The 12,323-nt window shown below is 70.6% G+C and carries 12 protein-coding genes, 1 pseudogene and 1 riboswitch; of the genes and pseudogenes, 11 read left to right on the top strand and 2 right to left on the bottom strand.

Translation table 11 applies throughout. The features are described 5' to 3' along the window. Positions 1–499 precede the first annotated feature (499 nt). Positions 500–1,093: a helix-turn-helix domain-containing protein gene (locus J2S59_RS19305; protein WP_068121915.1), complete on the top strand. Its 594-nt coding sequence runs from the start codon at positions 500–502 to the stop codon at positions 1,091–1,093. 112 nt (positions 1,094–1,205) lie between these two features. Next, positions 1,206–1,547 (top strand): HEPN domain-containing protein, encoded by a 342-nt coding sequence (locus J2S59_RS20420; protein WP_368668677.1) that lies wholly within the window; start codon positions 1,206–1,208, stop codon positions 1,545–1,547. A gap of 27 nt (positions 1,548–1,574) precedes the next feature. Here J2S59_RS20420 and J2S59_RS20415 read toward each other — a convergent pair. Continuing rightward, positions 1,575–1,787: pseudogene (locus J2S59_RS20415) on the bottom strand (antitoxin VbhA family protein); the annotation flags it as partial. Between the two features lie 535 nt (positions 1,788–2,322). Continuing rightward, positions 2,323–2,432: riboswitch (TPP riboswitch) on the top strand. Between J2S59_RS20415 and thiE the strand changes: the two are divergent. The 8 genes from thiE (at position 2,428) to bluB (ending at position 9,347) form a co-directional block, all read left to right on the top strand. Further along, a complete protein-coding gene (thiE, locus tag J2S59_RS19295) occupies positions 2,428–3,039 on the top strand; it encodes a thiamine phosphate synthase (protein ID WP_068121911.1) in 612 nt (203 codons plus the stop codon). (Overlaps the previous riboswitch by 5 nt.) Continuing rightward, positions 3,036–4,151, top strand: coding sequence for a glycine oxidase ThiO (gene thiO, locus J2S59_RS19290; protein ID WP_181642115.1), 1,116 nt, complete (start codon positions 3,036–3,038; stop codon positions 4,149–4,151). The genes thiE and thiO overlap by 4 nt, the downstream gene beginning before the upstream one ends. Further along, complete coding sequence (gene thiS / locus J2S59_RS19285; protein WP_068121907.1) at positions 4,148–4,336, top strand: sulfur carrier protein ThiS; 189 nt, start codon at positions 4,148–4,150, stop codon at positions 4,334–4,336. The genes thiO and thiS overlap by 4 nt, the downstream gene beginning before the upstream one ends. A gap of 5 nt (positions 4,337–4,341) precedes the next feature. Further along, positions 4,342–5,100, top strand: coding sequence for a thiazole synthase (locus tag J2S59_RS19280; protein ID WP_068121917.1), 759 nt, complete (start codon positions 4,342–4,344; stop codon positions 5,098–5,100). Further along, a complete protein-coding gene (locus J2S59_RS19275) occupies positions 5,097–5,690 on the top strand; it encodes a thiamine phosphate synthase (protein WP_306825409.1) in 594 nt (197 codons plus the stop codon). The genes J2S59_RS19280 and J2S59_RS19275 overlap by 4 nt, the downstream gene beginning before the upstream one ends. After that, on the top strand, positions 5,687–6,481 hold the full coding sequence (gene thiD / locus J2S59_RS19270) for a bifunctional hydroxymethylpyrimidine kinase/phosphomethylpyrimidine kinase (protein WP_068121418.1): 795 nt from the start codon (positions 5,687–5,689) through the stop codon (positions 6,479–6,481). Before J2S59_RS19275 ends, thiD begins: the two co-directional genes overlap by 4 nt. Beyond that, entirely contained in the window at positions 6,481–8,166 is a 1,686-nt protein-coding gene (thiC, locus tag J2S59_RS19265; RefSeq protein ID WP_068121416.1) for a phosphomethylpyrimidine synthase ThiC, read from the top strand. Before thiD ends, thiC begins: the two co-directional genes overlap by 1 nt. Further along, positions 8,163–9,347, top strand: a complete 1,185-nt coding sequence (gene bluB / locus J2S59_RS19260; RefSeq protein ID WP_306825408.1) for a 5,6-dimethylbenzimidazole synthase — start codon at positions 8,163–8,165, stop codon at positions 9,345–9,347. Before thiC ends, bluB begins: the two co-directional genes overlap by 4 nt. A 176-nt stretch (positions 9,348–9,523) precedes the next feature. Here bluB and J2S59_RS19255 read toward each other — a convergent pair whose 3' ends face one another. Continuing rightward, positions 9,524–11,128 carry an IS1182 family transposase gene (locus J2S59_RS19255; RefSeq protein ID WP_306825407.1) on the bottom strand — a complete coding sequence of 535 codons (1,605 nt, stop codon included), beginning with the start codon at positions 11,126–11,128 and terminating at the stop codon, positions 9,524–9,526. A 175-nt stretch (positions 11,129–11,303) separates the two neighbouring features. On the opposite strand from J2S59_RS19255, the gene J2S59_RS19250 reads away from it, so the two are divergent. Next, positions 11,304–12,296, top strand: coding sequence for a helix-turn-helix domain-containing protein (locus tag J2S59_RS19250; RefSeq protein ID WP_306825406.1), 993 nt, complete (start codon positions 11,304–11,306; stop codon positions 12,294–12,296). Positions 12,297–12,323 lie beyond the last annotated feature (27 nt).

Here is a 12,323-nt window from a genome sequence, read left to right as displayed (position 1 = left end):
GCAGACGTTCAAGAACTCCTCGACCGTGTGGCCCACTAAATCTGTGCAACTCAGGATCGAAAAGTCATCGGAAACGTTCGGCAGGCGTTCCAAGGTGTTCCGATAGACTTGGGGCCGTCCATTGGAGAACCTCCAGATCAACCCGAGGTTTCCCGAAGGGATCCGAAGTTTGAGGTAGCGGGATCAGGCCTCCGATCTTGTCCAGAGGTCGCAGGTTCAAATCCTGCCCCCGCTACGAAGAAAGTCCAGGTCAGCCTATGGTTGACCTGGTCTTTTGCTTTGGGGGCGAGATGCGATCGCATCGTTTACCCATCACATCGACGGGCGCGGAGCGTCGCCCAGCGGGGCCGCAGCGCCGTTGGTTCCGGTCATTTTCGGGCTCGCTCGGCCATGAAGGTGAACTTCGCGTTCGTCCGGGACGATGAGTGAGGTCCCGGCGGGCGGCAGAGTGAAGAAGGTAGCCTTGACGCTACCTATAACCGGGAGATATATTCCAGTTATGCGTAGCGATGGGCCAGCGCTGATGCCGGTGTTTCGATCGCGGCATCAGGCCGAGCTGTTGATGTGGGTGCTGCTGCATCCTGAGCAGGAGTACGGCGTGACCGAGATGGCCGCGCGGCTTGGGGTGCCGCTCTCCACCCTGCACCGCGAGGTGATCCGTCTCGATGAGGCCGGCCTCCTCCGGAGCCGCACCCAGGGGCGGAACCGGCTGATTCGCGCCAACGTCGACCACCCGGCGGCGAAGGCACTGGCCCAACTCCTGGAGATCACCTTCGGTCCTCGGGCCGTGATTGCCGAGGAGTTCGCGATCAAGGGAGCCGAGCAGGTTGTGATCTTCGGCTCCTGGGCTGCCCGGTACGACGGTCAGGCAGGTCCGCCACCGCACGACATCGACGTGCTCGTCGTGGGCAAGGTCGACCGCGCCGACCTCTACGACGCGGCTGACCGTGCGAACGCCCGGCTGGGGATCGAGGTCAATCCGGTCGTGCGCACGGCGAAGCAGTGGGCTGATCCTGAGGACGCACTCGTCGCCCAGGTCAAGGAGTCCGCGCACGTCACCGTCCTCGACTCGCGTGAGCCGGTGAACCCCTGATGGCCCGCTGGACGCGCGGCGAGTCCGACGTCGAAGCGCTGCTCGAGGCGGGCGAACTGCAGAAGCTGACTGGGCCGCTGCCAACGGCGAGCGGCTCCTTGAGAAGGCGACGGTGACTCTGACGACAGCGCGGTCAGCCGTCGACTCCGACCCTGACTCCGCTCTCGTCCTGGCCTACGACGCCGCGCGTCAGGCATTGACCGCCCTGCTCGCTCATCAAGGGCTGCGGCCGACGACGAAGGGTGGGCACTACGCCGTCGAGCGCGCTGCTCGAGCGCAGTTCGGTCCTGGCTTCCGGCAGTTCGGCGCGCTCCGTCGTCGGCGCAACGAGCTCGAGTATCCCGAGCGCCCGAGTGACGACGCCACGCAGGATGAGGCTGCGGAAGCCGTCGATAACGCGGAAGCGATCATCACCGCGTCGCAAGGCATTCTCGATCAGCTCGGCTTGTTCTGACCAGACCAGGCGATAGCGAGCCCGCACCCGCCCGCCCAGTTGCCGTTCGTCGATCTCGCCGCGCACGAATGCTTCCTGGTCGGCGCGGGTGGCGTCGCTGCTGCGGGAGCCCTCCAACTCGGATGACCGCCGAGCATCCTCGACGGACCGCCTGCACCGCTCGATATCGATCGAGTGGTCGCTGTCGAGCGCGAGCGAGTGTGCGAGGTTCCACGCGAACTCGGGATCGTTCAGCGTCACGTGCGCAAAGAGCACCGCGTCGCTCGGGCTCGCGGCGAGGGTCGCCACCACCTCGTCGCGATATTCGGGCCACGCTTTGCTGGCGGCCTTGTGCAGCCGCGCCGCCGATGTCGAAGACGGCCACTTGCGGAACACCGAGAGCCGGGCCTCCAGCGCCTGGGCGGGTCGGTGGGCCTCGAGCAGGCCGCACCAAGTAGTCCGCGGCCTTGCGGGACTGGTGGCCGCGGTCGAATTCCATCGCTTGCTTCGCCCAGTCGATGGCCAGATCGATCTCGCCGATCTCCTCGAACGCCTCCGCCGTGTCCTGGAGCCATGCCGCGACCTCCGGTTCTTGGCATGGGTGCGGATGATCGCCTCCGGTGGCACGATCCAGGTCCGGCGATCATCGTCATCGGCGACGTTGCTGGGCTCTGACCTGCTCGGCCCACTGGTTGTCCTCACCGCGGGTCGGCCTGGTTGTCAAGCAAAAGGCAGGGACGGCTATGCCGTCCGGCTGACCTCCTTCCGAGAGAGCTTGCACGGCTGCTACGGTCGTTGCATTCCACACGGGAGCCCGAGGCATCGGGCTGAGATGGGGCTGGAGCCGCTCCGACCGTCGAACCTGATCCGGGTAATGCCGGCGAAGGAAGTGAGGAGCGACGTGCTACCCCGCATTCACTGCATCACCGACTTGCCGTCGTACGACAACGGAGCGCTCAGCCTGCTAGAGGCGGTCGTCCGTGAGGGCGTCGACGCCGTCCAGGTGCGTGCGAAGTCGGTGTCCGACCGCGAGGTGGTGGCGTTCACCCGCGCCCTCGTGGACCGCCTTGCCGGTACCCCGGCGGCGGTGATCGTGAACGACCGCGTCGACATCGCACTCGTTGCCGGAGCGCAAGGCGTCCATCTCGGCCGTGATGACCTCGCGGTCGCCGAGGCCAGACGCCTGGCACCGGAGGGCTTCCTCGTCGGCGGCACCTGCCGGAACGCAGACCAGGCCCGTGAGGCGAAGGCGCAGGGCGCCGACTACGTCGGTGTGGGGCCTGTTTACCCCACGACCACGAAGAGTGGTCTCCCCGACCCGATCGGGTTGGACGTGCTGCGTGATGCGGCTCGAGTCCTGCCGGCGATCGCGATCTCTGGCATCAACGCCGAGCGCGCACCCGAGGTGATGGCGGCCGGGGCGTACGGGATCGCGGTGGCCTCGGCCATCTGCCGATCCCCTCAGCCCGGACTGTCCGCGAGGGAACTCGTCGGCGCCGTCGCGGTCGCATGAGGGTAGCGGTGGTCGGGGCCGGCATCGTCGGCCTGGCTTGCGCGGAGGAGCTGGTCCGCGCGGGGCACGATGTCCGGGTGTTCGACCCCGATCCGGGCGCCGGCGCGACCCGGGCGGCGGCCGGGATGCTCGCGCCCGCCGGCGAGGCGTGGCACGGGGAGACGGAGTTGCTCAGGCTCGGCGTCGCCTCGGCGCGCCTGTGGCCGTCGTACGCCGCGCGCCTGCACGCCGCCGCCGGTCTCGACGTCGACCTTCGCACCGCGGGCACGCTGCTGGCGGGGCAGGACCACGACGACCTGCTGCACGTCCGTCGCACGCTGGCTGTGCTCGAGGCCGAGGGCGTCGCCTTCCGCGAGCTCGACCGGCGCGAGGCCCGCGCCGAGGAGCCGACGCTGTCGCGGGTCGCCGGCGCGGCCCTCCTTCCCGAGGACCACCACGTCAACCCGCGCCTGGTCGCGGAGGCCCTCCTGCGCCTCGTGGGCGCCCACCTGGTTCGGGCCCGGGCGGAGGTGACGCCGTCGGGCGTGGCCACCGCCGACGGCCGGAGCTTCCCCTCCGACGCGGTCGTGGTCGCCACTGGTGCCGAGGCGCGCGAGCTGGTCCCGGCCGTCCGTCCTGTCAGGGGGGAGACGATCCGGCTGCGCGCCGCCGACCCGCCCACGCGCGTGCTCCGGGCCCGGGTCCACGGCGAGAAGGTCTACGTGGTGCCGCGCGCCGGCGGAGAGGTAGTCGTCGGCGCGAGCGAGGAGGAGCACGACACCGTGCCGGTCGCGAGCCTCGGCACGATCGTGCGCCTGCTGCACGCCGCCCGCACGCTCGTTCCCGGGCTGGAGACAGCGGGCGTCGTCGACATCACCGCCCGGAACCGCCCCGGCACGCCGGACAACGGGCCGTTGCTGGGGACCGTCGACAGCCCGGGACCCTTCCGTCTGGTCCTGGCGGTCGGCCACTACCGCGGCGGCGTCCTGCTGGCACCGCTGAGCGCCCAGATCGTCCGGATCCTGGTCGAGAACGGCAACGCCATGGGCGTGGCGCGGCCCTTCGCGCCGGGCCGGTTCGACGCGTACCAGCTCGTCAACAGCCCTGCGGTCAGAAGGGTCTTCTCCTCATGAGAATCAACCTCAACGGTGAGCCGCGCTCCGTGGAGCCGGGTTCCACCCTGCGGGACCTGGTCCCCGCGGAACGCGGCGTGGCGATTGCCCTCAACGGCGTCGTCGTCCCCGCGGGGTCGTGGCAGAGCACGCCGGTGTCGGAGAACGACGCGGTCGAGGTCGTCACCGCGCACCAGGGCGGGTGAGCCGCATGCGGATCGCAGGGGTCGACCTCTCCAGCCGGCTGTGGATCGGGACCGGCGGGCTGACGAACATCCAGGCCGTGTCCGAGGTCGTCGACGCCGCCGCCCCGGGCCTGGTCACGGTGTCGATCCGTCGCACCTCCGACACCGGCAGCGGCGGACTGCTCGACACACTCCGGGCCAAGGGCGTGCGTATCCTGCCCAACACCGCCGGGTGCCACAGCGCTCGCGAGGCCGTTCTCACGGCCCAGCTCGCGCGCGAGGCCCTCGAGACCGACTGGGTCAAGCTTGAGGTGATCGGCGACGACACCAGCCTGCTGCCCGACGTGGTCGAGCTGCTCGACGCGGCCGAGACGCTGGTCGGGCAGGGCTTCCGCGTGCTGCCCTACACCACCGCCGACCCCGTCGTCGCGCGGCGCCTGGCCGACGCCGGCTGCGTGGCGGTCATGCCCCTGGGCTCGCCGATCGGCTCCGGTCGCGGCATCGACGACCCCCGGGCGATCGAGGCCGTGCGCGCCGCGGTCGCGCTCCCGGTCGTGCTCGACGCTGGCATCGGCACCGCGAGCGACGCCGCGCTCGCGATGGAGCTGGGCTGCGACGCGGTGCTGGCGGCGACCGCGATCACCCGCGCGGACCGTCCGGTGCAGATGGCGGCCGGCCTCCGCGCGGCGGTCGAGGCCGGCGAGCTGGCCCGCGGTGCAGGCCGCGTCCCGCGCCTGACCGCCGCCCGCGCCTCGAGCCCGATGGCCGGACGGGTGGGGACGTGACGGGGGTCGACCTGCCGCGGCTGCTGCTCCTCACCGACCGTCACCAGGTCCCTGCCGGGCGCGACCTGGTCGGCACCGTCGCCGACTGCGCCTCCGCCGGGCTGGAGGTCGTCGTGCTCCGCGAGCTCGACCTGCCCGAGCAGGAGCGGCAGGAGATCGCCCGCGCGCTCGGCTCCGCCGGCGTCACGGTGATCCTCGCCCGCACCTGGCTGCCCGGCGCGGCGGCGGTGCACCTCGCGGCCGCCCAGAGCCGGCACGACGCCGACGCGGCGCCCTTCCACGGCCGGTCGTGCCACAACGACGAGGAGGTAGGCTGCGCGGTCGCCGGCGGCGCGTCGTACCTGACGATCTCGCCGGTCGCCGCCTCCGCCTCGAAGCCGGGCTACGGCCCCGCTGTCGGGGAGGACGGCGTACGACGCGCCGTCGCGCTCGCCGGCGACGTACCGGTCTTCGCCCTCGGCGGGGTCGAGGTGGAGAACGCCGCCTCGATGCGTGCTGCCGGCGCTCACGGCGTCGCGGTCATGGGGGCCGTCATGCGCGCCCCGGACCCGGCCGGCGTTGTGGCTCGCGTCATGGAGGAGGTCCGGTGAACCCCCTTGTCGCCCTCACCGTGGCGGGCACCGACTCCGGCGGCGCTGCGGGCGTCGCCGCCGACCTGGCGACGTTCGCGGCGCTCGGCGCACACGGGACGTGCGCCGTCACTGCCGTCACCGCGCAGGACACCACCGGCGTGCGCGCCGTGGTCCAGCTCTCCGCCGACCACGTGCAGGCTCAGGTCGACGCGGTGCTCAACGACCTCCCGGTCGCGGTCGCCAAGGCCGGCATGCTCGGCGCCGTCGCCGTCGCCGGGGTGGTCGCGGACCTGCCTCCCGGACTGCCGCTCGTCGTGGATCCCGTCCTGCGCACCTCGAGCGGTGCGGTGCTGGCTGACGACGCCCTCGTCACGGCCTACCGCGACCACGTACTCCCGCGCTGCACCGTGGTCACCCCCAACCTCGCCGAGGCGCGCCGCCTTGCCGGCGCCGGCTCGGAGGAGCCGCCAGTGGACGTGGCGCTGGCCCTTCATGCGCTCGGCCCCGCAGTGGTGCTCACCGGCGGCGACCCCGAGGCCGACTGGTGCCGCGACCTCGTGGTCGACGACCGGGGCCGCGCGCACGTCCTCGAGCACGCCGGCGTACCGACCACCAACGACCACGGCACCGGCTGCACGTTCTCGGCCGCCCTCGCCGTGCACCTCGCCCGGGGAGAGCCGCTCCCCACGGCGACGCGGGCAGCCCAAGCCTTCGTCGCGGCCGCGCTGCGCCGCAGCGCGGGCTGGCGGCTGGGCCGCGGTCGCGGCCTCGTCGCCCACACGTTCGTCCCACCCACCCAGGAGGTCTGATGCACATCCACCCCAGCCACAGCACTGTCCACCGCACCGGATCGCGCGCCGACATCCGCGTCCCCTTCACCCGGGTCGCGCTCACCAACGGCGAGACGTTCGACCGGTACGCCACGGCGGGACCCGGCAGCGACCCCGAGGTTGGCCTGCCGCCCCTGCGCGCCGACTGGATCGCCGAGCGCGGCGACACCGAGGAGTACGTCGGCCGGGAGACCCAGCTGCTCGACAACGGCAAGGCCGCGATCCGCCGCGGCGAGGCGCGCGACCAGTGGCGCGGCACGCGGCCCCGGCCGCGCCGCGGCACCGGCACGGTCACCCAGATGCACTACGCCCGGCAGGGCGTGGTGACCCCGGAGATGGAGTACGTCGCGATCCGCGAGAACTGCGACGTCGAGCTGGTCCGCGCGGAGGTCGCGGCCGGGCGCGCGATCATCCCCGCCAACCTCAACCACCCCGAGGCCGAGCCGATGATCATCGGCAAGCGGTTCCTGGTAAAGGTGAATGCGAACATCGGCAACAGCGCGGTCACCTCCAGCATCGCCGAGGAGGTCGACAAGCTCACCTGGGCGGTCACCTGGGGCGCCGACACCGTGATGGACCTGTCCACCGGCGACGACATCCACACCACCCGCGAGTGGATCATCCGCAACTCGCCGGTCCCGATCGGCACCGTGCCGATCTACCAGGCGCTGGAGAAGGTCGACGGTGACGCGAGCAAGCTCACCTGGGAGGTCTTCCGCGACACCGTCATCGAGCAGTGCGAGCAGGGCGTCGACTACATGACCATCCACGCCGGCGTGCTGCTGCGCTACGTGCCGCTCACCGCGCAGCGCATCACCGGGATCGTCTCCCGCGGCGGGTCGATCATGGCCGGCTGGTGCCTGGCCCACCACGAGGAGAACTTCCTCTACACCCACTTCGACGAGCTGTGCGAGATCTTCGCCAGGTACGACGTGTCCTTCTCGCTCGGCGACGGCCTGCGCCCCGGCTGCACGGCCGACGCCAACGACGAGGCGCAGTTCTCCGAGCTGCGCACCCTCGCGGAGCTGACCCAGCGGGCCTGGGAGCACGACGTCCAGGTGATGGTCGAGGGGCCTGGTCACGTGCCGCTCAACCTCGTCGAGGAGAACGTGGTGCTGCAGCAGGACTGGTGCCACGGCGCGCCGTTCTACACCCTCGGCCCGCTTGCCACCGATATCGCGCCCGGCTACGACCACATCACCTCCGCGATCGGCGCGGCGGCGATTGCCATGCACGGCACCGCGATGCTCTGCTACGTCACTCCCAAGGAGCACCTCGGGCTGCCCAACCGCGACGACGTGAAGACCGGTGTCATCACCTACAAGCTCTCCGCGCACGCCGCCGACGTCGCCAAGGGCCACCCCGGCGCCCGCGACTGGGACGACGCCCTGTCCAAGGCCCGCTTCGAGTTCCGCTGGCGCGATCAGTTCGCCCTCTCCCTCGACCCGCACACCGCCGAGTCGTTCCACGACGAGACGCTCCCGGCCGAGGCCAGCAAGACCGCTCACTTCTGCTCGATGTGCGGGCCGAAGTTCTGCTCGATGCGGATCAGCCAGGACGTCCGCGACTACGTCGCGACGGGCATGGCCGAGAAGTCGGCGCAGTTCGTGGAGATGGGCGCATCGGTCTATGTCGAGGATGATGCCTACACTGCGGCACCGTGACCTGGCGACGACCGGTGCCGCTCATCGGTGACCAGACCTCGGCGGCCGAGCGGGCCGCCCAGGTCGGTGCCTGGGCGTTCCCCGACCACGTGCGGGAGGGCTTCTACGACGTCCTCGGCGCTCGCCGGGACATCCGCAGGTACCGGCCGGACCCGGTGGAGCCCGAGATCCTCGACCGGGTGCTCGCCGCCGGCCACATGGCGCCGTCGGTCGGCCACAGCCAGCCCTGGCGGTTCATCGTGGTCTCCGAACCGGCGACCCGGGAGCAGGCCGCCCGGATGGCCGACGAGCAGCGCCTGCGGCAGGCGCGCCAGATGGAACCGGAGGCGGCTCGGCGGCTCCTGGACCTCCAGCTCGAGGGCATCCGCGAGGCCCCGTTGGGGCTGGTGGTGGCCTGTGACCGTCGTACGCCGGCGGGAGGGGTACTCGGTCGCGCGACCTTCCCCGACGCGGACCTGTGGTCGTGCGCGTGCGCCATCGAGAACCTGTGGCTCGCCGCCCGGGTCGAGGGCCTCGGGATCGGCTGGGTGACGTTGTTCGACCAGCAGGAGCTCGCGGACCTGGTCGCGGTGCCCGACGGCGTGGTCACCCTCGGGTGGCTGTGCCTGGGCTGGCCCGACGAACGACCTCCCGCTCCGGGCCTGGAGCGGGCCGGCTGGTCACGGCGCGAGCCGGTGAGCGAGGTGGTGATGACCGAGCGGTGGAACGAGGCCACCGCCGCGCCGCCGTCCCACCTGCGGGCGCCGGACAACGCCACGGTCGTCCACGTCCGAGACGACGCCGACCGCCTGCTCACCCCGCCCGGCTCGCTGGGCCTCCTCGACCGCTACGTCGACCGGGTCGAGGCCGCGACCCGCCGGCGCGACACTCCCGTCGACTCCGGCCGGCTGCTGCTCGTGGCCGGCCGGCACGGGGTGGTCGTCCACGGCGTGTCGGCGTACTCCCCATCGGTCACCGACGACGTCGTGGCCGCGAGCGCGGTCGCGGAGTCGGCCGGCGCCGCGGCGGCCCGGACGGCCGGCCTGGAGTTCGCTGCGGTCGACGCGGGCACCGCCGCCGGCGACCTGGTCGACACCGACGCCATGCCTGTCGAGCAGGTGCGCGCCCTGCTGGCGCAGGGTCGCGGCCTGGGGCAGGCGGCGGGCCACGAGCACGGTCTGCTCGCCCTAGGAGACTGCTGAACAAGGTGGGGTCTTGGTGCGCGTGTGGGCGTGGACGGCGGGCGGAACGCCGCCAAGGCCGTCGAGCGGCGTGTTTGGGTCAGCACTCGTGAGTGCGACAACGGGGTCGTTCCGCCCGCCTGTGAGCCATCGTGCGCGGCTCGGAGAGGATCAGCAAGGGCCCCGCTGGTCCTGTTTCAGGCCAGGACCCAGGTTCCGTTGGTGTTCGTCAGTCCCATCGCAACGAGCCGGCGCAGGTTGAGCGCGGCGACGCGGTGGTGGAGCCAGTTGTTGTTCTTCTCGACCCCGCGGTAGGGCACGCGGCGCGCGCCTCGGGTGAGCCAGGCGATGGAGCGTTCGACCATCGGCCGGTGCTGGCGATATGCGGCCTGGAAACCTTCGTCGGCGGCTCGTTGACGGTGCTCGCGCAGGAGGTGGGCGTGCTCGTGGATCTTGATGCTGCGACCCGCCGCTGAGGTGGTGCACTGCTCGCGGAGTGGGCAACCGCGGCACGCGGTCCCGAACGTTGCGTAGTTCTTCGCGGTGACCTGGCGCGTGACTCCTGCCGGGCAGGTCAGGGTGCCGGCGGCGGTGTCGTGGGCGAAGTCATCGATGGTGAACCCGCCCTCGACTGCTGGGCGCAGCGGCCGCGGCTTCAGCAGCGGCCGCCACTGGTTGTCGTTGAGCTCATCAAGCATGTCGCCACTGGCATAGGCAGAGTCACCCAGCACCTCAATGCCGTTCCCGTTCTCGTCATTGTTCTCGCTGATCGTCAGATCAGCGGTGACGAGCCGAGCTCCCACGCTCGCATCAGAAGTCCCCGCCCCGTTGGCCTTGGTCAACTCACACACCGTGCTCAGCCCGGTGTCCGGTTCGACCACCAGGTGGGCTTTGAACCCGTCCTGGCGCCGTTCGCGGGACTTGTGGGCATGCCGGGTGTCGGGATCGACGGTCGAGATCACCCGGTCCGGCGCGGTCCTGCGCGCGATGCGCCACCGCCCGTCGGTGCCGTCAGAGCCCTCCGCGGGCTCGACGTCTTGGCCGGCAATCAGGGCCAGCAATGCGACCGCATCAGCGGCCTTGCCGCCCTCGGCGGTGATCGCCTCGACATCAAGTCCGGCGAGCAGCGCGAGCGCGTCTCCCACCAGCGCGGTGACCAGCTCCTCGCGAGCGGCCTGGTCGTCCCAAGCGATCGACGGTTTGCCGGGCTGGTCGTAGTCCTGGCCGGTCAGTGTCGCCAGCCGGGTGCACACAGTCGCGATCAAATCCTTTGCGCCCGGTACCTCGCGGCCAACGCGGCGGATCTGGGCGATCAGCTGCGTGACGGTGTCTTGGCGGGCGACCGCGTCATCGAGGATCGTGGAATCCAGTGCCCGGCGCTGCTTGCCGGCCACCGCCCCGGTTTCGGTGATGACCTCGCGGACCACCTCGAAGATCCGCTGCGGGCGGTCGCTCGCGGCCAGCCGGCGCCGCCAGTAGGTCAACGTCGAGGGGTCGAAGCCCTTGGCGTCGATCGCATACCCGCATGCGGCTTTCCACCGCAGGTCGTAAGTGAGCGCATCGATCGCTTCGCGGTCCGAATGGCCATACAGCGCCTGCAGCACGATCACCGAAGCGATCACCTCGCCTGGGATCGAGGGCCGACCCCGCTTTGACGGGAACAGGTCGGCGAACAACTCGCCGGGAAACAGCCGGTCGCGATGCTCGGCCAGCAACGCGAACACGCTGCCCGGCTCGAGCAGATGCCCAGCCACCGACTCCACGTCCAACAACTCACGCTGACGATCCGCCTCACCCTGCACAACCCAAGGATCCCAGCACCCGCATACCGCCCCGGTCAGGCGCGCGGATTGTTCAGCAGTCTCCTAGGGCGTAGGGATCACGGGTTGGGGTGACACCCGGTGAGCCTGCGCGTAGGTGTGGGCCACGGAAGACAGTCTCTGGATTGCTGAGATCTAGAGAACAGGAAGTCATTCCGTGACCCACGACGACATTGTGTACGACAGGCGTGTGCGAGTGCTCGAGTACGCAGCGAGAATCAACAACGTGAGCGAGGCGTGCCGAGTGTTCGGCATCTCGCGCAAGACTTACTACGAGTGGGTCAACAAAGCCGAGCAGTACGGCCTCTCGGCACTGCTGCCGCGTGAGCGACGCCGTCCGCACATGCCGAACGCGATGTCCTCCGAAGAGGTCGCGGTGATCCTCTCCGAAGCGATCGCCAAGCCGACGCTGGGTCCGAAGTCGTTGCTTCGCCACCTCAGCAAGCGCGGTGTCGACCGGTCGGCCTCAGGCGTCGCGAAGGTCCTCAAGCGTCACAACCTGGGCACCGCCAAGCAGCGGATCATCGCGTTGGCCAGTCTGACTGCCACCGAAACCGGGCAGCTCACCGAGGCTGCCCTCGAGGGCCCCTTCGGGTTCTGCCAATACGCCTCCCGCCCGGGCCAGGTCGTAGCCCTGGATGCGTTCTACGTCGGGCGCCTCAAGGGCGTGGGTGCGGTGTGGCAGCTGACCGCGGTCGACATCGCCACCCGGATCGCGGTCGTCCAGCTCGTCGTGGGCGACAAGACAGCCGCCGTCACGGCGCTGCTCCTGGATCATCTGAAGAAGGCGCTGCGCAAGCACGGCATCACCCTCGAAGGGGTCCTGACCGACAACGGTCCAGAGTTCGTCGGCAAGGCGTTCCAAGCCCGCGTCGGCGAGCTCGGGCTGCATCATCACCGGATCCCGCCGAGGTCACCGAACCACAACGCGGTGTGCGAGAGGTTCCACGGAACCGTGCTCCACGAGTTCTACCGGCCCCACTTCCACCGAGGACGGGTCGAAGACATCGCGCTGCTCGACAGGGCCCTGCAGGCCTGGGTCGTCGACTACAACAACGAGCGCCCCAACCACGGCGACTACATGGCCGGCCGCACCCCGCTGCAAGTCAAGAAGGAACTCAAGCGCCGCATCCGGCAGACTGCTGCCTGACCGACCGGTCAAGCAACCCAGAGACAC

It is taken from the genome of Nocardioides massiliensis, from assembly GCF_030811215.1.
GTDB lineage: Bacteria > Actinomycetota > Actinomycetes > Propionibacteriales > Nocardioidaceae > Nocardioides_A > Nocardioides_A massiliensis.
Note: the sequence above shows the minus strand (reverse complement) of the source record. Positions and strands in the feature narration are given on the sequence as shown.